General features: G+C 70.4%; 27 protein-coding genes and 1 pseudogene. 8 read left to right on the plus strand and 20 right to left on the minus strand.

Annotated elements, in window-relative coordinates:
- Nucleotides 1–111: 111 nt before the first annotated feature.
- The 3 genes and pseudogenes from HEP81_RS02095 to HEP81_RS41155 all read right to left on the minus strand — a co-directional run.
- A complete protein-coding gene (locus HEP81_RS02095; protein WP_037652101.1) occupies nt 112–618 on the minus strand; it encodes a hypothetical protein in 507 nt (168 codons plus the stop codon).
- A gap of 166 nt (nt 619–784) precedes the next feature.
- Nucleotides 785–940 (minus strand): hypothetical protein, encoded by a 156-nt coding sequence (locus HEP81_RS41150; RefSeq protein ID WP_243279264.1) that lies wholly within the window; start codon nt 938–940, stop codon nt 785–787.
- Between the two features lie 41 nt (nt 941–981).
- Nucleotides 982–1,185 (minus strand): annotated as a pseudogene (locus tag HEP81_RS41155) (alcohol dehydrogenase catalytic domain-containing protein); the annotation flags it as partial.
- A 352-nt stretch (nt 1,186–1,537) separates the two neighbouring features.
- On the opposite strand from HEP81_RS41155, the gene HEP81_RS02105 reads away from it, so the two are divergent.
- Together HEP81_RS02105 and HEP81_RS02110 are read left to right on the plus strand one after the other, a co-directional pair.
- Nucleotides 1,538–2,122, plus strand: a complete 585-nt coding sequence (locus HEP81_RS02105) for a DinB family protein (protein ID WP_037652307.1) — start codon at nt 1,538–1,540, stop codon at nt 2,120–2,122.
- Nucleotides 2,123–2,262: 140 nt separating this feature from the next.
- Nucleotides 2,263–3,306 (plus strand): LGFP repeat-containing protein, encoded by a 1,044-nt coding sequence (locus HEP81_RS02110; protein ID WP_051849913.1) that lies wholly within the window; start codon nt 2,263–2,265, stop codon nt 3,304–3,306.
- A gap of 98 nt (nt 3,307–3,404) precedes the next feature.
- Here HEP81_RS02110 and HEP81_RS02115 read toward each other — a convergent pair whose 3' ends face one another.
- From HEP81_RS02115 to HEP81_RS02145, 7 genes are all read right to left on the minus strand, one after another.
- Nucleotides 3,405–3,617 (minus strand): hypothetical protein, encoded by a 213-nt coding sequence (locus HEP81_RS02115; RefSeq protein ID WP_037652096.1) that lies wholly within the window; start codon nt 3,615–3,617, stop codon nt 3,405–3,407.
- A gap of 34 nt (nt 3,618–3,651) precedes the next feature.
- The gene (locus tag HEP81_RS02120; RefSeq protein ID WP_037652094.1) at nt 3,652–4,896 is read right to left on the minus strand and encodes an MFS transporter; all 1,245 of its coding nucleotides are present in this window, start codon (nt 4,894–4,896) and stop codon (nt 3,652–3,654) included.
- Entirely contained in the window at nt 4,893–5,801 is a 909-nt protein-coding gene (locus HEP81_RS02125) for a phytanoyl-CoA dioxygenase family protein (protein ID WP_037652093.1), read from the minus strand. The genes HEP81_RS02120 and HEP81_RS02125 overlap by 4 nt, the downstream gene beginning before the upstream one ends.
- 199 nt (nt 5,802–6,000) lie before the next feature.
- A complete protein-coding gene (locus tag HEP81_RS02130; RefSeq protein ID WP_037652092.1) occupies nt 6,001–6,714 on the minus strand; it encodes a dienelactone hydrolase family protein in 714 nt (237 codons plus the stop codon).
- A gap of 115 nt (nt 6,715–6,829) precedes the next feature.
- The gene (locus tag HEP81_RS02135) at nt 6,830–8,263 is read right to left on the minus strand and encodes an MmgE/PrpD family protein (protein WP_157854326.1); all 1,434 of its coding nucleotides are present in this window, start codon (nt 8,261–8,263) and stop codon (nt 6,830–6,832) included.
- Nucleotides 8,264–8,717: 454 nt separating this feature from the next.
- Entirely contained in the window at nt 8,718–10,001 is a 1,284-nt protein-coding gene (locus tag HEP81_RS02140) for a citrate/2-methylcitrate synthase (protein ID WP_078967166.1), read from the minus strand.
- A gap of 77 nt (nt 10,002–10,078) precedes the next feature.
- Nucleotides 10,079–10,792, minus strand: coding sequence for an L-threonylcarbamoyladenylate synthase (locus HEP81_RS02145; protein ID WP_037652090.1), 714 nt, complete (start codon nt 10,790–10,792; stop codon nt 10,079–10,081).
- Between the two features lie 373 nt (nt 10,793–11,165).
- Here HEP81_RS02145 and HEP81_RS02150 point away from each other — a divergent pair, with 373 nt between their 5' ends.
- The gene (locus HEP81_RS02150; RefSeq protein WP_037652088.1) at nt 11,166–12,065 is read left to right on the plus strand and encodes a Vgb family protein; all 900 of its coding nucleotides are present in this window, start codon (nt 11,166–11,168) and stop codon (nt 12,063–12,065) included.
- Nucleotides 12,066–12,153: 88 nt separating this feature from the next.
- Here the strand turns inward: HEP81_RS02150 and HEP81_RS02155 are convergent, their stop codons facing one another.
- The gene (locus HEP81_RS02155) at nt 12,154–12,897 is read right to left on the minus strand and encodes an SDR family oxidoreductase (protein ID WP_037652086.1); all 744 of its coding nucleotides are present in this window, start codon (nt 12,895–12,897) and stop codon (nt 12,154–12,156) included.
- A gap of 98 nt (nt 12,898–12,995) precedes the next feature.
- Between HEP81_RS02155 and HEP81_RS02160 the strand changes: the two genes are divergently transcribed.
- Nucleotides 12,996–13,898, plus strand: coding sequence for a LysR family transcriptional regulator (locus HEP81_RS02160; protein ID WP_037652085.1), 903 nt, complete (start codon nt 12,996–12,998; stop codon nt 13,896–13,898).
- An 81-nt stretch (nt 13,899–13,979) separates the two neighbouring features.
- On the opposite strand, the gene HEP81_RS02165 is transcribed toward HEP81_RS02160, so the two are convergent.
- A complete protein-coding gene (locus HEP81_RS02165; protein WP_078967165.1) occupies nt 13,980–15,239 on the minus strand; it encodes a citrate/2-methylcitrate synthase in 1,260 nt (419 codons plus the stop codon).
- Between the two features lie 796 nt (nt 15,240–16,035).
- On the opposite strand from HEP81_RS02165, the gene HEP81_RS02170 reads away from it, so the two are divergent.
- The gene (locus tag HEP81_RS02170) at nt 16,036–16,587 is read left to right on the plus strand and encodes an RNA polymerase sigma factor (RefSeq protein ID WP_051849910.1); all 552 of its coding nucleotides are present in this window, start codon (nt 16,036–16,038) and stop codon (nt 16,585–16,587) included.
- 55 nt (nt 16,588–16,642) lie between these two features.
- A complete protein-coding gene (locus HEP81_RS02175; RefSeq protein WP_078967164.1) occupies nt 16,643–17,155 on the plus strand; it encodes a helix-turn-helix domain-containing protein in 513 nt (170 codons plus the stop codon).
- A gap of 563 nt (nt 17,156–17,718) precedes the next feature.
- Here HEP81_RS02175 and HEP81_RS02180 read toward each other — a convergent pair.
- The 4 genes from HEP81_RS02180 to HEP81_RS02195 all read right to left on the minus strand — a co-directional run bounded on the left by HEP81_RS02180 (nt 17,719) and on the right by HEP81_RS02195 (nt 21,207).
- Nucleotides 17,719–18,591 carry an MFS transporter gene (locus HEP81_RS02180; protein ID WP_078967163.1) on the minus strand — a complete coding sequence of 291 codons (873 nt, stop codon included), beginning with the start codon at nt 18,589–18,591 and terminating at the stop codon, nt 17,719–17,721.
- 18 nt (nt 18,592–18,609) lie between these two features.
- Nucleotides 18,610–19,146, minus strand: a complete 537-nt coding sequence (locus HEP81_RS02185; RefSeq protein ID WP_037652083.1) for a GNAT family N-acetyltransferase — start codon at nt 19,144–19,146, stop codon at nt 18,610–18,612.
- A gap of 91 nt (nt 19,147–19,237) precedes the next feature.
- Nucleotides 19,238–20,512: an APC family permease gene (locus HEP81_RS02190; protein ID WP_037652082.1), complete on the minus strand. Its 1,275-nt coding sequence runs from the start codon at nt 20,510–20,512 to the stop codon at nt 19,238–19,240.
- Between the two features lie 161 nt (nt 20,513–20,673).
- Nucleotides 20,674–21,207 carry a DUF6232 family protein gene (locus tag HEP81_RS02195; RefSeq protein WP_037652080.1) on the minus strand — a complete coding sequence of 178 codons (534 nt, stop codon included), beginning with the start codon at nt 21,205–21,207 and terminating at the stop codon, nt 20,674–20,676.
- 578 nt (nt 21,208–21,785) lie between these two features.
- Between HEP81_RS02195 and HEP81_RS02200 the strand changes: the two genes are divergently transcribed.
- The gene (locus tag HEP81_RS02200; RefSeq protein WP_037652077.1) at nt 21,786–22,526 is read left to right on the plus strand and encodes a phthiocerol/phthiodiolone dimycocerosyl transferase family protein; all 741 of its coding nucleotides are present in this window, start codon (nt 21,786–21,788) and stop codon (nt 22,524–22,526) included.
- 287 nt (nt 22,527–22,813) lie between these two features.
- Here the strand turns inward: HEP81_RS02200 and HEP81_RS02205 are convergent, their stop codons facing one another.
- Together HEP81_RS02205 and HEP81_RS02210 are read right to left on the minus strand one after the other, a co-directional pair.
- Nucleotides 22,814–23,398 (minus strand): NADPH-dependent FMN reductase, encoded by a 585-nt coding sequence (locus HEP81_RS02205; RefSeq protein WP_037652073.1) that lies wholly within the window; start codon nt 23,396–23,398, stop codon nt 22,814–22,816.
- A gap of 41 nt (nt 23,399–23,439) precedes the next feature.
- Nucleotides 23,440–23,898 carry a YybH family protein gene (locus tag HEP81_RS02210; protein WP_037652069.1) on the minus strand — a complete coding sequence of 153 codons (459 nt, stop codon included), beginning with the start codon at nt 23,896–23,898 and terminating at the stop codon, nt 23,440–23,442.
- 163 nt (nt 23,899–24,061) lie between these two features.
- Here HEP81_RS02210 and sigJ point away from each other — a divergent pair, with 163 nt between their 5' ends.
- Entirely contained in the window at nt 24,062–25,036 is a 975-nt protein-coding gene (sigJ, locus tag HEP81_RS02215) for an RNA polymerase sigma factor SigJ (protein ID WP_037652066.1), read from the plus strand.
- Nucleotides 25,037–25,114: 78 nt separating this feature from the next.
- Here the strand turns inward: sigJ and HEP81_RS02220 are convergent, their stop codons facing one another.
- Both HEP81_RS02220 and HEP81_RS02225 read right to left on the minus strand, forming a co-directional pair.
- A complete protein-coding gene (locus HEP81_RS02220) occupies nt 25,115–25,720 on the minus strand; it encodes a DinB family protein (protein ID WP_037652064.1) in 606 nt (201 codons plus the stop codon).
- A 36-nt stretch (nt 25,721–25,756) separates the two neighbouring features.
- On the minus strand, nt 25,757–26,503 hold the full coding sequence (locus HEP81_RS02225; protein ID WP_037652062.1) for an alpha/beta hydrolase: 747 nt from the start codon (nt 26,501–26,503) through the stop codon (nt 25,757–25,759).
- Nucleotides 26,504–26,623 lie beyond the last annotated feature (120 nt).

The raw sequence follows: 26,623 nt of genomic DNA on the forward strand, positions 1-26,623 counted from the left end.
GACCGACGTGGCCTCATGGACGACGGAGGTGTTCGCGGGCTCGATCCGGGCAGTGGCGGGGCTTTCGGGCCAGATCCTCATCCACGGTCTCTTCGGAGGTCTGCCCCAGGATCACACCCGTCGTACACCCGGCGTGCCCGGGCGGAAGACGGCGGCCGCCGCCGTACGGCGCAGGTCTTCCACCGCGTCAAGCTGGTTACGTGCGCGGTCGAGCAGATCGTGCAGCTGTGCCCCGTCCAGTTCGGTCCGTTGCGGAGCCAGTGCGAGCAGGGTGAGCCAGAGCAGGGACTTCCCTTCGATCCCCAGGCGCAGGGTCTCGAGTTCCATGACCGTGTCGAGGCCGGAGTGCCGGCGCAGGACGCCATTGGGTTTCAGCCGGCGCAGCCGCTCCGCGGTCCACCCCGCGATCACCTTGTAGCGGTGGGCGGGTACGCCGAGCTCGTCCATGATCGTCAGAAGAGCGCGCCGGTCCTGGGCGATCTCGTCGGCCATGCGTTCCAGGAGGGAGGCGCGGGCGCCACGCCGGTGACGACGGGCCAGGTGCCGCGCGAGGCCGGCGCCGAGCGTGGCCCCGGCCAGGTGGTCGTTCAGATAGATACCGAGTACGTCGTGTTGCACGGTCAGCCCTTCGCAGCTCTCCTGCCGAGTCCCGGCCCTCCGCGATCGTCCGTCAGACCCGTCGCCGCGGCGGCGCGGCGTGTCCGCACAGTCACCTGGACCGCTCATCGGCACGGCGCACTCGGCGTACCAGGTCACCTACGAACCGGTGGGCCCTCCCACCTGATCAGCGCCGGCCATTGTCGAAGTGCTCGTACGCCGACGCCGCCTCGTACAGTCGAGGTTCGTAGGAGACGACGAAGCCGGGTTCGGCCCGGCCACCGGCGATCAGGTCGCGCAGGGCCCGGTCGTACCGCTTCACGGGCGCCTGGCCGGTGCCCATGTGCTGCCCCTTGAACCACATCAGGCCGTAGTCGGCCGACCTTCCACCACCTCGCCGAGGTTCTCGTGGCCGAGGCTCCGGCCCGTTTCGAACGACGTACGCCCCTCGTACATGTGCGGGTCCGAACCGCAGATGTTGGTGGTCGTGATCTTGACGAGGATGTCGCAGGGGTGCTGGATCTTCGCGTCCGGCACGTCCTTGACCGTCACCGTACGCGGTCGTTCGTATACCGCGGCCTTCCTGATCGCTCCCTTCCTTCTCCGGCGGTCCTGCGCACCGGACGACGGATACCGGCCTCTGGATCAGCGGGGGTCGTCCGCCCTGACCAGCGACGAGTCTCCGAGCCGCCCCTCCGACGAGCCTCCGGGCCGCCCTGGACCCGACGAGGGAACGACACGGCCTCCGTCCCAGGGCTACCAGCCCGGTCCCCACCCGCTGGACCGGGCCCCGGTGCTCCCTGCCGCCTCCACGTGCGGCGGTGGACGGAGAACCTCGAATCCGACGAGCGGCGACGGTCAGGCCCGCGGCTGCGACGGCCGGTGCGGACCGAGTACTGGATCTTGAGACCACGAGCGGACCATGGCAGGCTCGTGCCGCGTGATCGATGAATTCGCGAAGGACAGCCTGCACGGGAGACTGCGGCGGGACCGCAAGGCGCTGCTCTGGAAACTCGACGGCCTGTCCGACTACGACGCCCGCCGGCCTTTGACCGCGACCGGTACCAACCTCCTCGGCCTGGTCAAACACGTGGCCACCATCGAGGCCAGGTACTTCGGCGAGGTGTTCGACCGCCCTTCCCCGGAACCGCTGCCCCGGTGGCAGGACCACGACGGCAGCGACCTGTGGGCGGCCGAGGACGAGAGCCGCGATCAGATCGTCGGATTCTACCGGCGTACATGGGAACACTCGGACGCGACGATCGACGCGCTTCCCCTCGACGCCCCCGGTCATGTGCCGTGGTGGCCGGAGCCCCGTCCCAACACGAACCTGTTCGCCGTCATGGTCCATGTCCTCGGCGAGTCCATCCGGCATGCCGGGCACGCCGACATCCTGCGCGAGGGCCTCGACGGCAGGACCGGGGTGCGCGCCGAGAACGAGCGGCCGATCGACGAGGAAGCCCGCGCGGCCTGCCGCGCGAAGATCGAGCGGGCCGCCAGGTCGGCCGCACCGATCACGGCCTGAGCCGCCGGGCATCAGATCCGCGGCCCCGGGCGACCGGCGGGTGGTGGCCGAGGAACTGGGGCCGGTCGTCATCAGGTTGAAGTCCGGCTCGAAGACGGTCACGAGCTTCGTGCAGACGGGGCCGGGGCAGGAAAGCAGACATGCATTCCTCTCTCGGACGTATCGGAACACTCCTGGCGGCTCCGATCGTCGCCCTCGGCCTGGTGGCCGCCGGCCTCACCATCGGCGCCACCTCGGCGTCCGCCGAAGTCTTCTGCGGATCCCACTCCGTGGACGGCGCCATCTGGACCGAGTACACCCAGACCCCGGGCGTCCAGCGGTCGTTGGGCTGCCCCACCACCGATGAGCTCGGCACCCCCGACGGCGTCGGCCGTTTCCAGGCCTTCGACAACGGCTCGATCTACTGGACCCCCGACACCGGCGCGCACGCCGTGTGGGGCGCGATCCGCCAGCACTGGGCCGACCTGGGCTGGGAGCGCGGCTATCTGGGCTACCCCCTCACCGACGAGATCACGAACCCCGACGGCTACGGCGTCCGCCAGCAGTTCCAGGGCGGCACCATCTACTGGAGCCAGTACAGCGGCGCCCACGCCGTCCACGGCCTCACCGGCTGGTGGTGGGGACAGAACGGGTACGAGAGCGGCTTCTACGGCTACCCGACGTCCGATGAGTACAACGAGGACCACGTAGGAGGCGACGAGGACAACAACACGGGCGTACGGCAGAACTTCCAGTCCGGGCGCTACATCCTGTACAGCGGCGGCCAGTCCAACGCGTTCGAGAGCTGCCACACCGCTTGCATCGGCTACGGCGGCATCACCAACACGAAGTGGGTGAAGAAGACCGAGGTCTACATGAACCTGGCGGACCAGAACAAGCGCTCCACCCATGTCACCCCGACCGACGCCGCGTTCGCGAGCACTTCGAGCTCGGACACCGCCTCCAGCGACTCGGCGGACGACTGGAAGCAGGTCTGGTCCAACACGCTCATGTTCCCGCACGCCACGCAGGGCGAGATGCACTCGACGTACGAGCAGCTGTACTGCCACGCGTCGTACTCCTACCCCAACGGCAGCGGCGGCCACTGGGGCGGTCCGACCTGGGACCTGGAGGCCTGGCACTACGACATGGTCCCCTACGACGCGAGCAAAGCACTCCAGACCGGATGCAACTGGGGAGAGTAGCCCACCGCACAGGGCCGTGAAGAGTGCAGCGGCGGTCCTGCGCGAGCCGGTGCCGCCGCCGCCCAGGGCATCCGGACGGCGTGCGGCACCGGGGGTGATCAGTCGAGGCCGCGCACGATGTGGGTGTCGTCCGGGTCGTCGGGGTAGCCCGCGAGGTGGAGGGGGCTGGGAGCGAGCCACAGGCCGCGTGCGCATACCTCGCCGAGCTGGGACGGCGCCCCCGCGGGGGGCTGTCCGGGGGTGGCGGGGCGGGGCTGGTCGCCGGGCGGTTCGGCGCCGAGGGCGGGTGCGGTGCTGTCAAGGGTGGTCATCGCTCGTTCCTCCTCGAGTGGGTGCCTGTTCCGGTCAGTTGAGTGCCTGGGCCGGGCTCGCGGTACGGGCCCCGGGCCGGGCGGCGAGGATCACGACGCCGGTGACGGCGACGACGGCGGCCGAGCCCCACATGACGGCGGGCACATGGCCGGCGCCCAGGCCGAGTCCGCCCAGGACCAGGACCAGGGTGTTGGCGCTTCCGGTGAGCTGCTCCATGCGGACGGTCACCCGGCCCCGGGTGGGACCGTCCAGCGCGGACAGGCCGTCCTGGGTGAGCGGGCGGGCCGCTCCGGCGCCGAGGCCCAGCAGGGCGATGGCGACGATCACGGGCACCAGACGGGACGTCGTCGCGAGCACGACGAGCGAGGCGGCGACGCAGGCGAGGGTGGCGGCCAGCAGCAGCGCGGCGGGCTTGGTGCGCAGCAGCTTCGCGGTCCAGCGGGCGACGAGCAGCGCCGCGACGTTGAACACGGCGAGCAGGACGCCGAACAGGGCGAGGGAGACCTTGGTGCGCACGAACAGCAGGTAGGGGATGAAGCCGACGAAGGCGGCCAGGGCGACTCCGCGCAGGCACACGTAGTAGGCGATCCACCATCCCGCCCCGCCCGTCCAACTCCCCTTTTCCGCACGGGCATTGGCGTTGGCGGTGGGCCGGGTCGCGGGGAGCCGCACGGAGCCGATGCCGGTGGCGGCGGTGGCGGCGGCCGCGCAGGCGAGCGCCGACAGCAGGAACACGGTGAGCCGGGTGTGCTGGAAGATCACGGCGCCGGCGATGCCGGAGACCATGACGACCGCGAAGATCCAGCTCTGGGTGCGGGCCTGGATCTTCGAGGCCCGCTCGCGGTCCGGTTCCAGGACGCCGACCAGCGGCGACTCGACGCTCGCGGTCAGCGCGTAGCCGAAGCCGCTCAGGATCTGTCCCGCGACCAGGCCCGGGGTGCCCCCGGCGACCGTGCCGATCAGCAGCAGGCCCGCCGCCTTGACGATCTCCCCGCCGACCAGGAGGGTGCGGGGCCCGAACGCGGCGGAGAAGCGGCCGACGAACGCGCCGGAGACCATCACGGTGAACCCGTACAGGGCCAGCAGGGTCTGTGCGAGGGCGATGCCGAGGTGGTGCAGATAGAGGAAGGCGAACAGGACCGGCAGATGGAAGTAGGCGCGGGAGATCAGCCGGTAGACGAACAGGGCGCGCAGGGCGCCGGGGCGGGGCGTGGCGCCGGCCCCGCCCGGAGCGGCCTCGGCTCCGGGCGGGGTGGCGGACTGGCGGGCACTGCTCACTCCATGGCTCCCGAGGAGGCGAAGTAGTTCTTGCCGGCGCCGCTCTGGGTGGTGAACACCGAGGAGGAGTCCTGCGCGCCGGGCAGCGGCAGATGGACCGGGACCGAGGCGAGGCGGACCTGGCGGTCCTGGCCGCGCACCAGCAGGTCCTGGTAGGCGTCCCAGTCGCCGCCCGCGCACAGGTGGCGGTCGCCGGGGGCGCCGCAGCCCACGAGCGGCCAGGCGTCGGCGGCGGCGTAGTTCTGGAAGATGATCCGGCGTGAACCGGTGGAGCGGTTGGGGCCGCTGGCGTGGACGGCGCGGACGTGGTGCAGGGTGATGGACCCGGCGGGCGCGGTCAGCTGGACGGCGTTGTCGAGCATGTCCTTGATCTGGGTGTGGTCCAGGGCACCGGCGAAACGGCCGCCCTGGTTGTGGGAGTACACCTCGCCCAGGTGCGATCCGGGCACGACCAGGAGGGGCCCGTTCTCCTCGGTCATGTCGTCCAGGAGGACACCGACCGCGACGAGGGAGTCGTTGGTGTGCGGGTAGAAGCCCCAGTCCTGGTGCCACTGGATGGCGTCGCCGGTGCCGGAGGGCAGCTTCAGGTTGATCTTGCTGCCGTACAGGCGCAGGTCGTCGCCGAGGAGGTCGGCGACGATGTCGAGGATGCGGGGGTGGCGCACCGTGGCGTCGTAGACCGGGTGGTGGCGGTGGGGCGACTTGACGCGCCGCACATAGGGGCGGCCCTCGTGCTCGCCGATGTCGAGGATGCGGCGGTCGGCGTTCTCGTCGCCGGCCTGGGCGGCGAAGCTGTCGGTGACCTCGCGCAGTTCCTGGAGTTCGGAAGCGCTGAGGACGTTCTCCACCACGAGGTAGCCCTTGGCGGCGTACTGGTCGAGCTGGGTTGCGTCGAGAGCGTGCATGTCTCACCTCTGCGTCAGGAAAAGAAATGCGGGGCCGGGGCGGAACGCTCCGGCGGCAGGTCGGGGCCGTGGCGGCGCGGGTGTCGTGTCGTCGCGGCGTCCTGTCGGCACGGCGTCGTGTCGGCCCCGGGATGTCGGCCCGGAGGACCGGCCCTCGGGTGGCCGGCCCCGCGGGGTGGATCAGGTCGCTGCGGGCCGGTCAGGCGGTGGCCGGAACGGTCAGCTGCTCCGTGAGGAAGGTCAGGGTGCGCTTCCAGGCGAGCTGGGCCTGGGTCTCGTCGTAGGTGCCGAGGAGGTTCTCGTCGTTGTGGAAGGCGTGGCCCGCCGGGTAGAACTGGAGCTCCACGGGGGCGCCGGACTGGCCGCGGATCTGCCGGGCGAGGTCCTGTGCGCGCTCCGGCGGGGCGTAGGTGTCCTTCTCCCCGAAGTGGCCGAGGACGGCGGCCTTCATCCCGGAGAAGTCGGGGTCCTCACCGGCGAAGACGCCGTAGAAGGGGACGGCCGCGGCGATCTTCTCGCCGGCGGCCGCGGCGAGCGCGAGGACGAAGCCGCCGCCCATGCAGAACCCGACGGTGCCCAGGGCGTCGCCCTTGACGGCCTCGTGCTCCAGGAGCCAGTCCACGGCGCCGACCAGGTCCGCGACCCCCTGTTCCAAGGGGAGGTCGCTCATCATCTTCCCGGCCTCGTCGGAGTCGTGGGTGGTACGGCCGCCGAACAGGTCGGGCGCCAGGGCGACGAAGCCCGCCTCGGCGAGCCGGTCGGCCACATCGGCGATGTGGTCGGTCAGCCCCCACCACTCCTGGATGAGGATCACGCCGGGCCCACGGCCGGACGCGGGCAGCGCGAGGTAGGCGTGGATCTCTTTGCCGTTGCGGACGAAGTGGGTGTTCTGCCGTGCCTGGGGGGCGCTCATCTTCTGCGGTTCTCCTTGAAGGGGACGAGTCCGGTGGCCTGGGCGGCTTTCGGGTGTGAAGGGGGCCGGGGGCCCCGCCGGGGCGGCGGGGCGACCGCGGCCGGGCTGCGGTGTGTCAGCGGCTGGGCTGAAGGGCGCGCTGCACCAGCAGCGCGGACAGCCGTCGTACGGAGTCCAGCGCGGGCAGGTCGTGGACCATCTCGCGGATGTGGGCGGCCTGTTCGCCGTCCAGGGCGTCGGTGGTGATGCGGGAGAACTTGCCCCACACCTCGTCGCCGGTCATGGGGTTCTGCGGGGTTCCGGTGGCGTAGCGCACCCGGCGGCGGTAGGTGTGCCCGTCGGTGGTCGTCAGGGTGACGACACCGCCCCAGTTCTCCGGGTACTCGGACTCCGCGACGGGGTCGGTCTCGACCTTCACACGGTCGGCGAAGGCGTGGAAGCGGGTGTCGGCGAGCTGTCCGTCGCTGTAGCTGTCCAGGCCGGGCAGCTCACCGTAGGCGGCCATGCCGAGGGTGAACTGGACGCTGAACTGGCCGCCGAGCGGGTCGACGGGGTGCACGATGGTGCCGACGTGCACGGCGCCGTGCGCCGACAGCCCCACCGTTACCTCGGCGATGTCGTCCGGGGCCAGGTTCTTCTGCCGCATGAGGAACTGGAATGCCTCGAGCGGGGCGTGGATGAAGTAGCAGCAGTTGTACGCCTTCAGACCCACCTTCTCGATGATGTACCGGGTGCCGAGCTGGTCGGTGAGGCGCTCGACGCTGCCCTTGTCGGCGAAGACGTTCACAAAGCCCTTCGCGCCGTCCAGGACGGTCAGGGGTCCGGTCATGCCGCGCCGGGCCAGGGCGACCGCGCGGATCCCGGCGGTGGTCGGGATCGCGGTGTGGATGCGCTTGACCGAGCCCCCGGACTGGGTGTACTCGATCAGGCCGCCGGAGAAGCTGCCCGCGATCGCCAGCGACTGGGCCAGCTCCGTCGGGTTCTGGCCGTGCAGGAGGCCCGCGGCGATCGCGGCTCCGAACGGGCCCGCCGCCGGGGGTGTGTGGTGCCCACGGCGCAGGCAGTCCGGTGAGACCGCGTGCGCGGCGCGGAGCATGACCTCCAGGCCGGCCGCGGTGGCCCGCAGCAGCTGCTCGCCGGTGGCGTCGACCTCCTCGGCCACGGCCAGCGCGACCGGGATGATGACGGCACCCGCGTGGGTCTGCACCATCTGGCAGGTGTCGTCGAAGTCCTGCCCGTGCCCGAACGTCGCGTTGGCGAACGCCGCGTGCTCGGGGTGCGTGCGCAGCCCGTGGAAGAGCACGGTCGACGATCCCGTCGCGCCGAAGTCGCGCACGTAGTCGTAGGCGGCCTCGCTCCACGGAAGCCGTGAACAGGCCAGCTGGAGACCGAGCTGGTCGATGATCAGCTTTGTGACGTAATCCTGGACGGACGATGGAATTCCATCGCGATATATCTGATACGCGAACTCCGCGAGCGTTTCCGCCGCGGTGGCCCGGGAATCGTTCTCTGAGGGTTCTTTCCGCTGCTCCGGAATGAACACTGTCACCCTTTCCCTCCCCCTGGGGGATCGACTACACCCTCGTCCCACAAAACTCACGCACTCATGGGATCTCAAAGGCGCTCGACTGAGATATTCGCCGCAGGGAAAGAATCCGGTCAAGGTTGATCGGCGAATCAGCATCAGCGAAAGTTGATCCATACACGAAAGCAAGAAGGCGCAGTTCCGGTACGGAGGGCCGCACAGCGGAAAGCATCATGGAACACCATGGAAAAGAACACGAAACAAAGGCGTGCGACGAAAGAAAGAACACGGGTGCGGGGCACGGACCGTAAGACAGCCGGGATACGACGGCCGCCGAAAAGCGGAGCGGCGCGAACCGGAACGGAGCGGGATCGGCCGGGCCGGGAGAGGGGCTGCGCGCGCCTCTGTGAGGGAGAGACGCGCGCAGCCGTCCGTGGGGCGCCCTTCCGGCGTGCGGGGGCGCGGGTGGGGCGGTGGTTCAGAACTGGAGGTCGCGGGTCTCGGGCCCGGTGTACAGCTGGGCGGGCCGGCCGATGCGGCGCTCGGGGGCGGTGGCCGCCTCCGTCCAGTGGGCGATCCAGCCGGGCGCGCGGCCGACGGCGAACAGCGCGGTGAACATCTCGACGGGGAAGCCCATGGCCCGGTAGATCAGGCCGGAGTAGAAGTCGACGTTCGGATAGAGCTTGCGTTCGAGGAAGAACTCGTCGTTGCGAGCGACCTCCTCGAGCTCCAGGGCCATGTCGAGCAGCGGGTCGTGGGCCGCCTTGCCGCACACCTCGCGGGCCACTTCGCGGATCACACGGGCGCGGGCGTCGAAGGTGCGGTACACCCGGTGGCCGAATCCCATGAGGCGGAAGGGGTCGTTGCGGTCCTTGGCCTTGGCGACGTACTTGCCCAGGTCGCCGCCGTCGTCGCGGATGGCCTGGAGCATCTCGATCACGGCCTGGTTCGCGCCGCCGTGCAGCGGTCCCCACAGGGCGGACAGGGCCGCGCTGACGGAGGAGAAGAACCCGGCGTTGCTGGAGGAGACCAGGCGCAGCGTGGCGGTCGAGCAGTTCTGCTCGTGGTCGGCGTGCAGGACCAGCAGTGTCTCCAGGGCGTGGACCATCGCCGGGTCGGTGGCGACCGGGCTGTCCCCGAAGCACATGTACAGGAAGTTCTCGACGTACCCGGCCGACGGGTCGTACGGCCGTCGGGGCCGGTCCTCGACGCGGGCGAAGGCGTGGGCGGCCAGGGCCGGCATCGTCGCGAGCAGGTCGAAGCCGGCCTGCTCGATGGAGGACGCGCCGTCGGGGGCGAGCGAGGTCATCACGGAGGTCGCGGCGGCGAGCATCGCCATGGGGTGCGTCCCGGCCGGCATCGCGTCGAACAGCGGCCCCCAGACCGGGTTTCCGGGCAGTGTGCTGGCCGCGATCCGGGCGAGCCACTGCTCCTCCTGGGCGCCGGTGGGCAGTTCACCGGTGGTGAGGAGGTGGGCCGTCTGGAGGAACGTACACTTCTCGGCGACCTGCTGGGCGGGATAGCCGCGGTAGAGGAGGATGCCCGCGTCACCGTCGATGTAGGTGATCTCGGACCTGCATATCGCGGTGTCGGCCAGGCCCGGGTCGTAGACCAGGTAGCCCTCGCGTGCCAGATCCGCCGCCGCGACGGCCGGGCGTCCCATCACCGGCTCGCTGACGGCGAGTTCGGCTTGTACGACGTTCTGCCCGGCGGCGGTCCGCGGCTCGGGTACCCCGGGCGTCTCGTGCGCTGTCCTGCTCATCCAGGTCGTCCCCTAGTTCGTGTGTCCGTGGGCTGCGTCGGCTGTGCCGGCCGCGGTGGCTGTGGTGGCCGTGTGCCTCACAGCGCCACGCTCAGGCGTTTGGCCAGCGCGGCCTTGTAGGCGTCGGTGTCGAGGACCAGGCCCGGGATGACGGGCAGCAGCAGCGAGGGCGGGTAGGCGCCGTCGCGCACCAGGTAGGGCCGCTCGAAGGTGAAGTCCACGATGGTGTTCGACGGGTTGACGCCCTCGGCCTCGACATCGACGCACTCGTCGTCGCGGTTGTTGACCAGCACCGCGTCCACCGCGCCGCCGACGTCCGCGATCGCCTTCTCACGGGTGACGACGAAGTTCCCCTGCCCCGACAGGTTCGCGGAGGTCAGCGCTACCGGCCGCCCGAACACCTCCAGGAGCCGGTTCAGCGCGCAGGAGCGCTGGTACATCACCGCGACGGTGTTGGCGCCCATCGTCATCCGCGGCGAGAACGCGTACGTGAGATCGAAGATGAACGAGATCTCCGCCGGCCAGATCCGCTTCAGTTCGGGCAGCCCGAACCCCTCGGGGAAGCCGACATACTTTTCCGTGTCCTCGATCCTCGGCACCGCGAGGGTCAGCGGACCGAATTTCGTGCGCTTCTTCGCCTCGAAGACGCGCGCGATCGCCTTTTCGTTCTCCGCGTCACAGATCAGCACGTAATTCGTCCGGCTAGGAACGACGACGACACCGCCGTCACCGAGAATACCCGCCACCTCGGCCAGGGAAGACTCGGATTCCTCAAGGATCAGGCCCGCCATGACACCTCCATTCAAAGCCGCTGCATACGGCCGGACGCAGATCGCAGCCCGGTCTCGATCATTACCCAGTCTCCGCAGGGCCCCGCACCACGGTCAATCGTGATTAGCAAATCAATCAACATCCACAGAAACCCGAGGCGACTGCCCGGGCGCGCGGCGAAACACGAGATACGCGAACGCGAAGCAAAGAGGCACCACGGTGAAACGGGACGTACATACACGCGGCGATACAGGACTTCGAAACCGGGCTGTGATACAGGAAGGGAAAGCGGTTGCATGAGGCGGTGACACAAAGCGAAGGTGCGGTTACGGAGCCTTCGGATAGCATCCGCAGTCGCCGAACTCCACCGCCTGCCGCCGAGGGAACCGCCCCATGCCACGTCGTCCGACCCCTCTGATCGCGGAATTCCCCGTGTCCGACAGGGAGGCCGGCCCTTATGGCATCACCTGCGGTCCCGACGGCGCGCTGTGGTTCACCCTGGTCCACCACGGACGGATCGGCCGCCTCACCCCCGACGGAGGCGTCACCTCCTATCAGCTCGAACTCGCTTCCGGCGGACCGTCGGTCATCACGACGGGGCCCGACGGCGCCCTGTGGTTCACCGAGTTCCGCGGTCACCGGATCGGTCGCATCACCACGACCGGGACCATCACCTCGTTCCCGCTGCTCACGCCGGACGCGGGGCCCTTCGGCATCACCGTCGGCCCCGACGAAGCGCTGTGGTTCACCGAGGCGGGCGCCGACCGGATCGGCCGCATCACGCTCGACGGTGACATCACCGAATTCCCTCTCCCGCTCTCGGGAGCCTTCCCGTCGGCCATCGCCAACGGCCCTGACGGCCGACTGTGGTTCACCATGAACCAGGCGAACGCGATCGGCGCCATCGGAGTCGACGGCGCGGTCACCGTCAGCCCGCTGCCCACACCGGCCGGTGCCCCGGTAGGCATCACCGCGGGCGCCGATGGTGCCATGTGGTTCGTCGAGATCGGCGCCGGCCGGGTCGGACGGATCACGCCGGACGGAGAGATCGACGAGTTCGCCCTGCCCGACCGCGCGTCCCGCCCGCACGCCATCGCGGCCGACGCCGACGGAAACTGCTGGTTCACCGAATGGGGCGCCAATCGCATCGGCCGGATCACCCCCGACGGCCGGATCGACGAGCACGACCTCCCCGGCCCGTCCTGCGAACCGCACGGCATCACCGTGGCACCGGACGGTACGGTCTGGACCGCTCTGGAGACCGGAGCGGTCGTCCGTCTCACGCCCCGCTGAGACCCGGCCCCCGCAAGCGAGGCAGACGTGTGAGGTTCTTCCCTTGTATGCGCGGGGCGTTGGAGGTGAGCCGTTGGACCGCGACGGCCTAGAGCTGCGACGCCCCTCCGTCGACCGGGAACTCCGTGCCCGTCGAGAAGGTCGCGCCGAACGCCAGGTACGCCACCGCGGCGGCCACTTCCTCGGACGTCCCCAGCCGTTGCATCGGATTGGTGCTCCGGTAGGTGTCCTTCATCGTCTCGGCGACATCGGCGGGGAGAGAACGGTCCAGGATGCCCGTGTCGGTCGGGCCGGGGCTCACGGCGTTGACGCGCACCTTCCGCGGCAGCAGTTCGCGGGCCAGAGAGCGCGTCATCGACCGCAGGGCCGCTTTGCTCGCCGAGTAGACGCTGAGCGCGTCGAGGCCCAGGACGTTCACCACCGACGTGGTGAGGACCACGCCGCTTCCCTCGCGCATCAGCGGCGCCAGCGCCTGCACGGTGAAGTACGGGCCCTTGGTGTTGATGTCGAACAGCGCGTCGTACATCTCCTCCGTCGTCGACTCGAACGGCGCGGACGCGGTGACACCGGCGTTGACGAACAGCGCGTCCACCGCGCCGAACCGCTCCCGCACCGTGTCGGCCAGCGCCTTGATCTCCTTCAGGGACCCGGCGTCGCTGCGGACGGCGATCGCCTTGTCGCCCAGTTGCTCCAGCGCGGTGTCCAGGGTGGCTCGGGTCCGGCCGGTGATCAGTACATGCGCCCCACCGTCCGCGAACAGCCGGGCGGCGGCCAGGCCGATGCCGCTGCTTCCGCCCGTGATCACGATCTTCTTGCCGTCATAAGTGGTCATGCCCTCAAGCCAAATGGCTGCCGGCCCCCTTGTCCAAGACCCGTTCCGTATGCCGTCATGCGCGAGGTGCATGACGGCGCGCGCCGTACGCTGGGTGGATGGACGTCGATCTGCGGCTCGTGCGCTATTTCACGGTCGTGGCGGAGTACGGCAACTTCGGCCGGGCCGCCACCACGCTGCACCTGGCGCAGCCGTCGCTGAGCCGCCAGATCCAGCGGCTGGAAGCGCAGCTCGGTGTCCGGCTCTTCGACCGCTCGCCGCAGGGCAGCAGTCTCACCGACGCCGGTCGGGCGTTCCTTCCCGGGGCCCGGACCCTGCTCCAGGACGCCGAGCGAGCCGCTCGCACGGCCAGAGCCGCCGTGCGGCCCCGTACCGTCACCGTCGGCTGCGCCGAAGGACTGGTCATCACCGCTTGGGTGCGGGAACTGCGCCGCCGGCACCCTGAAGGCCAGGTCCGCACCCGGCATCTCGACTGGCGGGACACGGGCGCGCTCGCCGAGGGGCGGGTCGACGCCCTCATCGCGTACAAACCCCTGCCCTTCCCCACGAACGGCTACCGGGTGGCCACGCTCCATGAGGAACCGCGGGTGCTCGTCACCTCGGCGAGTCATCCTCTGGCGAACGAGAAAGCGATCAGCCTGCGGGCTCTGTCGGACGAGGAACTGGTGCCCTGCGCCAGCACTCCGGTGGTCTGGAGCACCCCCAAGCCGGTCGGCGACCACCCGGCGCCGCTCCAGCCCGCGAACGACGACAGCTTCGAGGACAAGCTGGAGCTCATCGCCACCGGCCACTGTGTCGCGCTCTTCCCCGCCAGTGATCGACGCGCCGCGGTACGCGAGGACATCGCCCTGGTACCCGTGCTCGACACCGATCCCTGCGAGGTCGTGCTCGTCACACGCGCCGACGACCCGAACCCGCTGCTCCGATCGCTGGAAGACGTCGCGCGTACCTTGCTCGGCAAGGTCCCCCCGCAGGAGAACAGCGCGCTGCCGGTCAGCTGACCCCCGCGCCGGCTCGGCCAGGGGCGGAGGGCCGTGCGGGCGCCGCCGTGGGGTGTGGCGGCGCCCGTCGGTGAGCCGGGGTCAGCCGTTGCTGCCGCGCAGGACCGGGCCGGTGTAGACGAACTGCATACGGAAGTTGGTGTTCTGGGTCAGCTGTTCCAGCAGATGGGCGACCCACCCGGAGACACGGGCTATGGAGAACAGCGCCTCCCCCGCCCCGGGGCTCATGCCGGCGACGAAGCACAGGGCGCTCACGGCGAAGTCGAGGTTGACCGGGACCAGGCCGGCTTCACGGATGTCCGCGAGGGCCTCGCGCAGGGCGGCCATCCGCAGGGCGCCGCCCGCGGGCAGGTCGGTGTCCGGGGGCCACTCCGCGGCCATCCGCTCCAGCAGGATCGCCGCCCGCGGATCCCGCTGGCGGAACGCCAGATGCCCGGTCCCCGGCACCGGCCGATCCGAGGCGACGAGCTTGGCGATCTGCGCACAGCCCGGATTCTCGTAGTAGCGGCCCAGCAGCTCCTCCACCCGGTACGCCGCCGCCCCGGGGGCGGTGCCCCGCATCGCGCACAGCCCGGCGAGTACGGCCGCCTTCATGTCGCCCCCGACGGACGCGACGATCCGGCTGCACACCGTCGGCGCCGCCAGCCCGTTCTCCGCCGCGAGATTCAGCGCCACGTCCACGAGGGACACCAGCGCGGGCGGCATCGCCGCTCGTCCCGACGCGGGCAGCAGCCCCTTCGCCAACGCCCCGGCCACCCCGCCGTGTTCCACCGGCAGCACTCCGGTCGCGCAGTACACGGCGTAGGCGATGACCCGCTCCGCCTCGACGGTGCAGTCCTCCTCGATCACACTGCGGTGCCCGGCCCCCGACAGAGCGGCGAGCCCGGAGACGATCCGGTCCAACGGCAGCGGGAAGCGGTCCCGGTCCGCGTCCGCGATCGGCCGCCACTCCTGCGGGAACGCCCACGCGCGCGGCACCGCGGGCAACGCCTCCACGCTCGCCCCCCACAGCAGATGGGACACGTTCTCGAACCCCATCCCCCGGCACAGCAGCAGCACGTCGTAACCGCGGTAGAACAACCGGTCGTTGCGGATCAGGGCGATGCTCGACTCCAGGACCGCCCGCGAGCCCTCGCGCTCCCGCGTCTTGCGCCCCCGCGCCGCAAGACGCTCGATGTCATCGCGTCGGAATCTGCTCCCCCGCGCTCCGTCGCTCGCCCTGCGCAGCAGCCCCCGGCTCGTGTACGCGTAGATCGTCTCCCGCTTCACCCCCAGCCGTCTCGCCGCCTGCTCCGTCGTCAGCCACATCCCGTCGTCCATCCCCGACTCCTCGACACTCATGCCGCATGTCCCCCTCTGATCAATGTGGATGAGACCCTCACGTGAAAGTTGCGCAGCACCCGCGGAACGTTGACACGAAGGTGTAAGTTTTCGGCCGGATATTGCCACGCAGGCATCACCGCATCAACGCGACAACGGGGGCCCACAGGATGGGAAAAGTTGCGCACCGAACCGGCCAGAGGAGACGGCTCCTCGTGCGCCGGCACACACGCGTCGAAAGCGGCGCGCGGATAGCGAGGCCGCCGACCGCGAGACGCGCCGGCATGCCTGCTCACCAGTCAGAATCACCATCTTCGCACTCCCTCGCCGGCACAGCTGGCAGGCCGGGGAGGCGAGCGAACGGTGCGCCGCTCGGAGTACAAACCGGCCTTCCCGCGGTCTTGTTGTGGACGCTCGCGCCCGTCACGGACGTGCGGCGAAGGGGGCGGCCGGCCGCTATCGGAAGGAGTGAATCCGGACACCTGCTCCTTCGGTGAAGCGCCAGTACTCGCGCCCACTTGACACCGGATCACCGTGCACACCTGTGTGACCCACACGACGGATAGACAGCTAAGAGCCGAGCAACGTCACCGCGCACAAGGCCACTCGCTCACTGCTCTCCCCCAATGCCACTGGCCACCGGCAGAGTTGGGGAGGAGGGAAGAGCCTGGACTCGTGGGCCATGACGCGGCCACGCAACAGGGGATGTCGACACTTCATGACCGGCACCAGACGTACGCCACGCGCAATCACGGCCGACGAAGCGGCAATCACACGAACGGACAGCCAGGACGCGGGTCGGCGGCAACCGGACCCGATGCCTTCGTCCGAGCCGGAAGACACAGCGCCGGGGCCGGGCCGAGACCGGGACCTGGAGGAAGGCGAGCGGGAGACGGTCCTGACCCGGCTCTTCCAGACCCAGTACGTGCCTCTGCTCCGCCTCGCCTCGAGTCTCGGTGCCGACGACCCCGAGAACCTCGTCGCCGAGGCCTACTTCCAGCTCTGCAAACGCTGGCACCACCTCCAGCAGAAGCAGGCCGCCGCCGCCTATCTCCGGACCACCATCCACAACCTCGCCCGCATGCATCACCGCCGTCAGCACACCATTCACCACCACGCCCGATCCACCACCGCCGAAATGGTCTTATCCGCCGAGACCACCGCTCTCCAGCACCACGACCACCGCACGCTCCACCAAGCCCTCCAGCAACTCCCCGCCCGTCAGAAGCAGGCCCTCGTCCTCCGCCACTGGCACGACCTCACGCAGAACGAGATCGCGGCCCTCCTCCAGGTCACGGTCGGCACCGTCAAGACCCACACCCACCGCGCCGTCAACGCCCTCACCCACACCCTGGCACCCCTCCGATAACCGCCTCGGTGTGCCGCGTGCCGCCCTCGAAGAGCGGGGTGAGCAGGTCTCTGGGATGCCCGACCCATACGGCCTCGTACATCATCGGGAGGCTGCGGGAACGGTCACCACCACGACGGCGCGCGGCACATGGGTGGCCCCGGCCAATCACGTGACGTGGACACCGCCCGGCTTCGCCCATGCCCATCGCTTCTACGGCCGTACCGACGCGCGCCTGCTGACGGCTTCGGTCGAGCTGTGCGGCGAACTCCTCGCGGGGGCCGGCGAGCGCACCATGAGCCGCTTGTTCCACCGCGAGCTCGATATGGGCTTTCACCGCCGGCGCACCATCTTGCGCATCCATCACGCCTTGGCGCACCTGGCGGACGGCATGTCGGTCACCGATACCGCGATGGCCAGCGGCTGGTCGACCCTGCTGCGCAGGGGGATCGGGTGTGTCGTCCTCGAAAGGCACGGCCGCGCCTACGTGGAGCAGCGGCAGAGGGCCGGGGCGCTTGACGCCGGTGGCGTGCGCGTGCTGAACGAGTGGGGGGTGGGTGAGGCGGAGGAGGACGGGCGATGCCGATGAGGACGAGGTCGACGGGGCGTTCTGCCCGCAGCAGACCCTCGTCCGCAACCTGATCAGGATCTTCCTGCGCGAGGGCGGTGATCTGCGCTTCGGAGCGCGGGACGTGTCACCGCAGGACCTCGACACCGGACGGCCCGTCGTGCGCTACCGGGACGACAGCGGCTCGGCGCATACGCTCACCCCCTGGCCGTGCTGGCCGTGCACGCACGCGGTTTCGCCGCGCAGATCACCCGTGGTCCGGACGCGAGCCGGCTCTACCTCCAGTGCCCACTCACAGAGACCGCCCGTACCGGCCAAGGGCCCGATCACGAGCAAGCAGGTGGTGCCGCTGCGGGGAGTCGTTTTCAGCTCTATGAGCCACGGGCGGCCTCCATGACGCCGACGTGCTGGCCGGTGCGGTGATCCAGCAGGTCGAGAAGAACGACACGAGCCTGCTCGATGGCTACTCCGAGACCTGTCTGAGCCACACATGGGAACACCAGGCGTCCGCGGTGTGGAGGACCCAGCGATGCCGGTCGCGCCGGTCCGGGTCTGTTCGACGCCCGATGCCCGTCCCTCGCCGCTCACCGAGCGGGCTCCGCGTCGCGTCCGGTCGTCTCGGGGGTCGCCGGTTCCGGTGCGGCGTCCGGGGCGGCGAGGTCGGCGTCCCCGGTGTGGGGGCCGTCGTCGAACCGGCGCAGGGCCGGGGTCAGGTGGATGGCGACCGCCAGCAGGGCGAACATGGCGGCGAGGCCGAGGATGGGCGCGGTCGGGGAGAAGCGGTCGGCCAGCGCGCCGCAGACCAGGGGGGCGAGCCATTTCAGGGACTGGGCGGCCATCGACGTCGTCGTCATCACCCGGCCGGCGATCCGGTCGGGGACGGTCGCCGCCATGCGTGCCTGGAAGGTGACGTTCAGCGGGGTCATGAAGAACACCAGGCTGCCGAAGCACAGCGCGGCCGGCCAGGGACGGGCGACGAGTGCGGCGATGCCGAGCGTGCCGGCGACCATGAGCCAGGACATGGTGACGACGATCTGGAAGCCCGACACCCGCCGCACGATCCTGCCCGCGGCCAGCGCGCCCAGCAGCCCGCACGCCATGACGATCGATTCCGAGGTTCCGATGACCGACGCCGACGCGCCGTGGTGCCGTAGCGCCACCACGAACATGAACGCCAGGCCGGCCAGCGTGCAGTTCGACAGGGCCGCCCAGAGCAGCAGGAAGCGGAGGAAGGAGTCCCGCCGCAGGAACCGCAGCCCCTCCCCCACGTCCTGCCGTACGGAAGTCGGCTCGGCCGTCTTCTCCTCCGCTCGGTCAGGTCCCAGAGGGCCGCGGATGAACAGCGCGGCCAGGGTGACGAAGAGGTAGGACACCGCGTCGAACGCGAACGGGATCCACCGCGCCAGGCCGAACAGCAGTCCGCCGAGCGGGGAACCCCCTGTCGATGTAGGGCAGATGCGGAGGAGGCGGTCAGGTCAATCAGCGGTCGGCCGCTGCGAGAAGGGCGGGTTCGGTTGCGCCAAGTCCTTGCCGTACCGGACCTCCGGCACCAGGGCGCCGTTGACCGGCCAGTCCGTCGAGGCGCCGTCCGGTAGGAAACCGGCGTGCTCGTAGAACCGTCGGGCCCTGGTGTTGGCGGCGAGCACCCACAGGACGAGGCGACGGAAGGAGCGCTCCCGGGCGTCGATGAGCGTCTGCCGCATCAGGGCCTTGCCGATGCCGGTGCCGAGGCGGTCGGGGGCGGCGTAGAGGGCGAGCAGTTCGCCGTCCTGAGGCCGGCGGTCGTCTTCGCGGGAGGGGCCCAGTGCTGCCCAGCCGACGACGGTGCCGTTCTCCTCGGCGACGAGGTTCAGCACGGTGCCGTCGGCGCGTTCGAACATGTCGCGTCGCCGGCGGGCGTCCTCCGTCACCGTCAGCGCGTCCAGATAGTCCTGCGGCACCATGCCCGCGTAGGCGGCCTGCCAGCCCTCAACCCGCACCGTCGAGACGCCGTGGATGTCTTCCTCACGCATGCGGCGCACCCGTATTATCCGCTGATCCTATCGACCGGGCGGGCAGCGGGCGGGTGAGCGGGCACTCGGTTCGGCACGTACGCCGTATGGGCTACCCGTCGCGGGCGGTCATGGCGTGCCGGGTCCCGTAGATGGCGGCGCCGAAGGCCAGCACCGCCGCCCCCGAGGCGACCGACGAGAGCGGGAGGGCGAAGGCGAGGGCCAGGCAGCCGGCCAGTCCGAGGGCGGGGATCAGACGGTTGGGACGTCCCTCGTCCCTGGTGAGCGTCCAGGCGCAGGCGTTGGCGATGGCGTAGTAGGCGAGCACGCCGAAGGAGGAGAAGCCGATCGCGCCGCGTACGTCCGCCGTCGCGGCCAGTACGGCGACCACCGCACCCACCAGCAGCTCGGCTCGGTGCGGCACCTGGAAGCGCGGGTGCACGGCGGCCAGGGCGTGCGGCAGATGGCGGTCCCGCGCCATGGCCAGGGTGGTACGGGAGACGCCGAGGATCAGGGCGAGCAGTGAGCCGAGCGCGGCCACGGCGGCTCCGGCGCGTACGACCGGGACCAGCAGGTCGGCGCCCGCCACCCGGACCGCGTCCGACAACGGCGCGGCGGCACGGGCCAGTTCCTCGGGGCCGAGGACGGTGAGCACGGCGATGGCGACGGCGGCGTAGACGATCAGCGTGAGGGCGAGGGCGAGCGGGATGGCCCGGGGGATGGTGCGGGCCGGGTCACGGACCTCCTCGCCGAGGGTGGCGATGCGGGCGTAACCGGCGAACGCGAAGAACAGCAGGCCCGCGGCCTGGAGCACGCCGCCGGTGGTGGCGTCCGAACCGATGTGCAGCCGGGCCGCCGGCGGAGCGCCCGAGGTCAGGGTGGCGACCACGACGGCGGCGAGCACTGCCAGGACGACGGTCACGATGGCGCGGGTCAGCAGCGCGGACTTCCGTACTCCGGCGTAGTTCACGGCCGTCAGCGCCACCACCGCGGCCACCGCCACGGCGTGCGCCTGTCCGGGCCAGGTGTACGAGCCGACTGTCAGCGCCATGGCCGCGCAGGAGGCGGTCTTGCCTGCCACGAAGGCCCAGCCGGCCAGGTGGCCCCAGAAGTCACCGAGGCGTTCGCGGCCGTAGACGTAGGTGCCGCCCGAGGCCGGGTAGCGGGCCGCGAGGCGTGCGGAGGAGGTGGCGTTGCAGTACGCGACGACGGCGGCGAGCGCCAGGCTGAGCAGCAGTCCGGAGCCGGCGGACCGGGCGGCGGGGGCGAGGGCGGCGAAGATCCCGGCGCCGATCATCGAGCCGAGGCCGATCACCACGGCATCGAACACCCCGAGCCGGCGATGCAGTTCGTCCGGTGTGCCGGCGGGGGTCGTTGGCTTGCTCATGGCCCACTTTTCCTCGGTGGCGCGGCCGTCGTCGTCACATCCTCCGACATCGGGAGAACATACGTGAGATCGGCGGGTCGCTGATCGCCGGGAAACACGGGTGGCTCGCTCGACCGGCGTACCGGTCCCCACCGTTCTCCGTGCCGGCGGGGCGGCGCCGCTCATTTCTTCAGGATGCCCACGTTGTTCAGACCGCCGTACACATTGACCCGATCGCCCTGGTGGTACTCCCGGCGGTTGAACTGGACGGTGTCCACCCGCACATGCAGTTCCTTGTCCGGGTTCTCCACGGCCTCGACGATGGCCTCGACGAGCCTGTGGAGCTCCTTTCGGTCCGGAAGCGTGACCAGCGCGCTCGCCGCGCCGGACGTGTCGATCGCGAGCACATATTTGCTCGGCGCCGAGAGCACCTTCAGGAATCGCAGGAACAGTCCGACCGCCACGACGAGGCCCACAAGTCGCAGCGGCGGCATCCCGTGCGCCACCAGGAGCCCGACGGCGCCTCCGATCACGAAGTGCCAGAAGGCTTCCCATCGTTTGGGTTTGAACTCGGCGGTGTAGACCCGCACGAGGTTGTGCAGTGGATAGGCCGCCTCGCCCACCCAGAGCAGTCGTTTGCCGACCCGGAGATCGACGCCTTCGGAGGGCGGCGGCGACGAGGGCATCGGTGGCCCGGTGGACCCGTTCCTGTCCATGATCCCCCCGTATGTCAGGTATTCCGGTATCCGTAGTGGGACCATTAAGCATCGACATCTTCTTGATGTGAAGCGGTAGTTGGCGACAACGCATCCAGGAGGCGGAGTTGGATCCGGAGCGTGTGCTGGCGCCCAGCGAGGCGGCGATGGCCATGGCCGGTGGCCCTGTCGTCGTCGGCTGGACGGTTCAGGGGAGCCTGGACCATGAGCTTCCGGGGGCCGCGGTACGGGAGTTGTCGCATCGGATGCCCGTGTTCGCGGCTCGTATCGTCGAGGGGCCCGATGGCCTGGTGCTGCGGCGCGATCGCGCCGATGCGGCGGTCGGTCTGGAACCCGTACCCGACACATGGGCGCCGCAGGACGCGGCCTTTCTGCGGCCGGGCGATCAAGTGCTGTGTGTCCTGCTGCGCCGCGAGGGACCGGACCGGCACCGGCCTGGCGCTGCTTGCCTGGCACGCGGTCAGCGACGGCGCCTGTCTGATGACGCTGCATCGGCGGCTCTGGGGGATCTACCGGGGTTTGGCCGAGGGAAGGGCCGGTACGACAGCTCCCTGCCCTTGCGGGGAGTTGCCCCGGCGGTGGAGGATCGGCTCAGGGAGCGGTACGGCGCCTCGGACGTCGCCGCCTGTGCCGCGGACTGGTCGGCACGGCTGGACGCGGCGCAGCCGGCCGTCCTCGCTGCGTGCGCCGCCCGCGAGGGCGGGCCCGGGCCGGGGCACGGGGCCCACCGCCACCGGTTCACGCTGTCCGCCGAGCAGACGCGTTCGCTGGTGCGGCACGCCCGCCGTTCGGGGGCGACCGTCAACAGTGTCGTCTGCGCCCTGGCGATGAGGGCCGTGCGCGATCTGCTGCCCTCTGAGGGCGGACCGGTGCAGCTGACGTGTCTGATCCCGGTCGACGTACGGCCGCGACTGCAACCGCCGCTGTCGGCTGATGAGTTCGCCTTCGCGGCGTCCACCACCTCCGCCACCGCCCTCGTCGGCCCCCACACCGAACTCGGCCTCGTCGCCTCGGAGATCGACCGGCAGGTCCACGCGTCCCTGGACGCCGGTCACGCCGAGCTGAAGTACCTGGCCCCCTCGCGCATGCTCACCCGGCTGGCCTCCGCGGCCATCACGGTGGCCGCCAGCAACGTCTCCCACCACTGCACCGCGCCGCCCCTGCCGGAGGGCCTGACCGCCGCGCGCCTGGTACACGCGCGAACAGGCGGGCGAGCTGGCCGACGCGTTGCGGCGCGCCCTCACAGGTTCGCGGTGGCGGTGCACGCCACGATCCGCCGCAATATCCTGTGCCGGCGGCCAGCGGGACCGAGCCGATGATCAGCAGGCGGAGGAGGTCACAGACGATCATGATGGACCGTTTGGCACCGCGGTCCACCGGCGCGCCCGCGGGCAGTGCGATCACCGCGAACGCCACGATGGTGGTGGCGGTCAGCAGTCCGACGTCGAACGTGCTCGCTCCGAGCGCGACGACCGCGGCCAGCGGCAGGGCGATCCGGGTGACCCCCAGCCCATCCCGCTGACCGTCTGGCCGCTCAACAGCAGCAGGAAGTCCCGCTGCCGCAGTGCCTCTTCGACGGCGGCCGAGGTGAACCTACCGGCGCAGCTCAGGCGGCGGTGACGGGGGAAGCCGTGCGCAGTGGAGCGAGGGTGGTGGTCCAGGTGATGACCTGGGTCAGCATCATGTCCAGGACGGCGGCGTGGTGGTCGGACGGTTGCAGGACGGTGTGGTCACGGAAGTCGGTGTGCAGGGAGAGGGCTACCTGCGGGGCCACGTCGGCCATCTGCAACACGCCGCAGATCAGGCGGAGTTGCTCGACCGCGTGGGTGCCGCCCGTGCCGCCGTAGGAGACGAAGCCGACCGCCTTGTTGTTCCACTCCGGGTACAGGTGGTCGATGGCGTTCTTCAGCACGCCGGGCACGGCGTGGTTGTACTCCGGGGTGACGAAGACATAGCCGTCGTACGCCGCGATGACGTCCGACCAGGCCCTGGTGTGCTCGTGCCGGTAACGGCCCGCCGAGACGAGTGCCGGCACCGGCTCGTCCAGGTGCGGGAGCGGGTGGTCGAGCAGGTCGATCACCTCGAACTCGGCGTCCCGGCGGCGCGTCGCCCGCTCATGGACCCAGTGCGCGACCTGTTCGCCCTTGCGGCCGGGGCGGGTGCTGCCGAGGATGATTCCGATCATGGTCATGGTCTCTCCCGTTCGGGTACGTGGTGTCGTGGCAGCGGCGGTCAGGAGGTGGCGGCCGGTTCCGGGGAGGAACCCGAGCCGGGCAGGGGCGTGGTGTCGAGGTAGCGGATCTCGTAGACGCGCTCCGCGAACTTCCAGCCGTCGGCGGTTCGCCGGTAACGGTCGTGGTACAGAGCGAAGTTCATCCCCGCCATGCCGTCCCGCATGCGCCCCAGCTCATGGATGTAGGCACGGCCGTACGCCGTGTCGCCCTCAAGGCGGATCGCGCCCGGGTGCGTGTTCTGCACGAAGAACTCCCACTGCGCCTGCATCCGCCCGATCCCGGTCCGGATCTCCGCCCGCCCGCTCAACTTCACCTGAGCCTCGGGTATTTCACACACCGCGTCCTCGGTGAACAGCGACGCGAGACGGTCGTAGTCCCGCAGCATCGCGGCATCGGTGAACTCGCCGCGCAGCGCCTCGATCTCGACTCGGTCGGCGACGGCCTCGAAATCCCTCATGGGTCTCCCTCACATTCCGTTCGGCTCAACCTGCTTGTGAGCCTTCGAGCGGTACGACGGGACAGCGGGCCGGAATGTCACGCGGCCCCGCGGCCTGACGTTCCGGCCCCCTGTCTCGTCGTACTCCTGACGGCTGAACCGACCAGAGAGACCGGCGGCAACCATGACCCGACCCCCAGGACCAGGAACAGGTCCGGAACCCCAGCGGTACGACACCCACCTCGGCGAGGTCATCGGCGAGAGAGGCCGGCTGATCGGTCTGGCGTACCGGCTTCTCGGTTCGCTGGCCGAGGCCGAGGACGCGGTCCAGGAGACCTACGCCCGCTGGTACGCGATGTCCCGGTCGCGGCAGGACGCCATCGAGTCGCCCGGCGCGTGGCTGCGGACGGTCGCCACCCGTGTCTGCCTGGACCTGCTCGGCTCCGCGCGGGCCCGGCGCGAGCGTTATGTGGGCGAATGGATCCCTGAGCCGCTGCCCGAGCGGGCCGGATGGGTCGGCGTGCCCGCGGGCACCGCCACCGCGGATCCGGCCGACCGGGTCACCATGGACGAGTCGGTCGGCATGGCCTTCCTCGTCGCACTCGAATCGATGACCCCGGCCCAGCGCGTCGCGCTCATCCTGCACGACGTCTTCCACTACTCCTTCACCGAGATCGCGGAGATCACAGGACGTACCCCGCCCGCCTGCCGCCAGCTGGCCTCCTCGGCCCGCCGCCGTGTCCGCGCCCTGCGGCCCCTTGAGGTCCCGGCCGCCCAACAGGCCGATCTGGTGAGGAACTTCAGGCGGGCGTGGGAGGCGCAGGACATAGGCACCCTCATCGGGCTCCTCGACCCCGACGCCACCTTCACCGCCGACGGCGGCGGGCTGGCCAAGGCCGCGCTCCACCCGGTTCAGGGCGGCGTGCGGATCGCGCACTACCTCGCCGCGCTCGCCGCCCGGACGCCGGCCGGCCTCGTCATCCTGGAGCGGACGGTCAATGGGCGGCCCGGCCTGATGGCGCGGTGGGAGGGTGCCACTGTCGCGGTGTACGCGTTCGATGTCGTGGACGATCGGATCAAGTCGATCTGGGCCGTGCGCAATCCGGAGAAGCTGCGCCCGTGGACGGGTGGCGGAGGGGAGGGCGCGGGGGCCGGCTGACGCGGCGTCGAGTCCGGTACGGCCCGGCGGTTGATGGCGGCCGACCGCTTCGCGTGGCTCCGGCCCTTCCGCGCGCCTTCAGATCTGCGGTGCCGCGTCCCGGTCGGCGTCCCGTGCCGCCTGCTCCAGACGGCTGCGGTAGTTCTCCCACCACGCCGGGTCGTTCGACGCCATATTGGTGTGGCCCTGACGCAGTCCGGTGTCGCCGTCGATGAGTTCCCGGACGATATCGGCGTGTCCGGCGTGCCGTTCCGTCTCGGCGATCACATGGACGACGGCACGGTGCAGCGTCACCTCGTTCTTGCCGTCCGGCCACCACGGCACCTTGCCGGTCTCGTCGAGCACCAGCGCCTCGATCGTCGCGTCCGCGTGCGCCCACGCGCGGTGGTAGAGCTCCACCACGAACTCGCGTGACTCGTCGGCGGAGGCCCACATGTCCGCGTTCAGCTCGGCGCCCTCGGCCAGCCAGGGCAGCGGCTCACCGGAAGGTCGTCCAAAAATGTCACCCAGATAGCCGAGTTCCATGCCGGCGACATGCTTCACCAGGCCGAGGAGGTTGGTGCCGGTCGGTGTGAGCGGGCGGCGGGCGTCGTACTCCGAGAGCCCTTCGAGCTTCCACAGCAGGGCGTCACGGGCGAACTGGAGGTACTGACGGAGCTCGGCTTTGGCGTCTGGTGTCGTCATGGGGCCACTTTGCCGTTCGGGCCGCCGGTAGCCGCGCTATTCAATTTGGGCGATTCCTGCGGCGCGGGCCAGTACATCTGCGGTCAGCGATCCCGCCTCGACCACGTGGTCGGCGGTGCTCGGCAGGCAGCGCTGACGCTCGGGCACGAACTCGGTCATGATGACACCGGCGTGATCGGTCGCGACCTCGGCGAGGGAGCTCGGCCAGCCGTGTTCGACCAGCGCCGTGTGCAGTTCGCGGGAGCGCTCGACGTCCACCACCGGGTCCGTGGTGCCGTGCACCAGCCACACGGGCAGGGGCGCGAGCGAGCCGCCGTTCTGGCGGAGGTCCTCCAGGGGGACGGTTCCGGTGCTCGGGGCCGCCGTGAGGTACGCGCCCGCGATCCCGACGACGGCTCGCGGCCTCCAGTTGTCGAATCCCCCGGGGTTCAGCGCGACGCCCACCGCCGCTTTGGCACCCCGGGACCAGCCGGCGAGCACGATCCGCTCCGGGTCCCCGCCGAGGTCGGCCACGTTCCGTCGTACGAAGTCGGCCGACTCCGCGAGGTGGGTCCGGCCGGCGTCCGGGGCATCGGGGCGCCAGTCCGGCACCAGCACAAGGACGCCCCGCTCCGCAGCGGCGCGGGCGATCGTGCCGAGGACGTCCCGTTCGTCGGGGCCCTGGCCGTGCCAGAGCAGCACCGCGGGCACGGGCTCCGGCACGCCGACAGGCTGGTACAGGTCCAGGAGCTTGCCACTGGGCCCGTAGCCGAGCCCCGACCTGACGACAACCTCCGTGGCCACCGCACCCTCCGATCCAACGCCTCGCGAACCAGGCAACGCTACCAATGGGCGGGCGATCCGACGGGCGGGGTCCAGCACCACCCCCCAGTGCCGGATCCCTCTTCCGCTTCGGGGTCAGCC

The sequence above is a fragment of the Streptomyces griseofuscus genome (assembly GCF_014673495.1).
In the GTDB taxonomy this organism is placed as follows: Bacteria; Actinomycetota; Actinomycetes; order Streptomycetales; family Streptomycetaceae; genus Streptomyces; species Streptomyces murinus.

Bases quoted from the DNA above. Each gene is read 5' to 3' on its own strand.
- HEP81_RS41150 (WP_243279264.1), bottom strand. From the start codon at position 940: ATGGGCACCGGCCAGGCGCCCGTGAAGCGGTACGACCGGGCCCTGCGC.
- HEP81_RS02110 (WP_051849913.1), top strand. From the start codon at position 2,263: ATGCATTCCTCTCTCGGACGTATCGGAACACTCCTGGCGGCTCCGATC.
- HEP81_RS02115 (WP_037652096.1), bottom strand. From the start codon at position 3,617: ATGACCACCCTTGACAGCACCGCACCCGCCCTCGGCGCCGAACCGCCC.
- HEP81_RS02125 (WP_037652093.1), bottom strand. From the start codon at position 5,801: ATGCACGCTCTCGACGCAACCCAGCTCGACCAGTACGCCGCCAAGGGC.
- HEP81_RS02130 (WP_037652092.1), bottom strand. From the start codon at position 6,714: ATGAGCGCCCCCCAGGCACGGCAGAACACCCACTTCGTCCGCAACGGC.
- HEP81_RS02140 (WP_078967166.1), bottom strand. From the start codon at position 10,001: ATGAGCAGGACAGCGCACGAGACGCCCGGGGTACCCGAGCCGCGGACC.
- HEP81_RS02145 (WP_037652090.1), bottom strand. From the start codon at position 10,792: ATGGCGGGCCTGATCCTTGAGGAATCCGAGTCTTCCCTGGCCGAGGTG.
- HEP81_RS02150 (WP_037652088.1), top strand. From the start codon at position 11,166: ATGCCACGTCGTCCGACCCCTCTGATCGCGGAATTCCCCGTGTCCGAC.
- HEP81_RS02155 (WP_037652086.1), bottom strand. From the start codon at position 12,897: ATGACCACTTATGACGGCAAGAAGATCGTGATCACGGGCGGAAGCAGC.
- HEP81_RS02160 (WP_037652085.1), top strand. From the start codon at position 12,996: ATGGACGTCGATCTGCGGCTCGTGCGCTATTTCACGGTCGTGGCGGAG.
- HEP81_RS02165 (WP_078967165.1), bottom strand. From the start codon at position 15,239: ATGAGTGTCGAGGAGTCGGGGATGGACGACGGGATGTGGCTGACGACG.
- HEP81_RS02170 (WP_051849910.1), top strand. From the start codon at position 16,036: ATGCCTTCGTCCGAGCCGGAAGACACAGCGCCGGGGCCGGGCCGAGAC.
- HEP81_RS02175 (WP_078967164.1), top strand. From the start codon at position 16,643: ATGCCCGACCCATACGGCCTCGTACATCATCGGGAGGCTGCGGGAACG.
- HEP81_RS02185 (WP_037652083.1), bottom strand. From the start codon at position 19,146: ATGCGTGAGGAAGACATCCACGGCGTCTCGACGGTGCGGGTTGAGGGC.
- HEP81_RS02190 (WP_037652082.1), bottom strand. From the start codon at position 20,512: ATGAGCAAGCCAACGACCCCCGCCGGCACACCGGACGAACTGCATCGC.
- HEP81_RS02195 (WP_037652080.1), bottom strand. From the start codon at position 21,207: ATGGACAGGAACGGGTCCACCGGGCCACCGATGCCCTCGTCGCCGCCG.
- HEP81_RS02205 (WP_037652073.1), bottom strand. From the start codon at position 23,398: ATGACCATGATCGGAATCATCCTCGGCAGCACCCGCCCCGGCCGCAAG.
- HEP81_RS02210 (WP_037652069.1), bottom strand. From the start codon at position 23,898: ATGAGGGATTTCGAGGCCGTCGCCGACCGAGTCGAGATCGAGGCGCTG.
- sigJ (WP_037652066.1), top strand. From the start codon at position 24,062: ATGACCCGACCCCCAGGACCAGGAACAGGTCCGGAACCCCAGCGGTAC.
- HEP81_RS02220 (WP_037652064.1), bottom strand. From the start codon at position 25,720: ATGACGACACCAGACGCCAAAGCCGAGCTCCGTCAGTACCTCCAGTTC.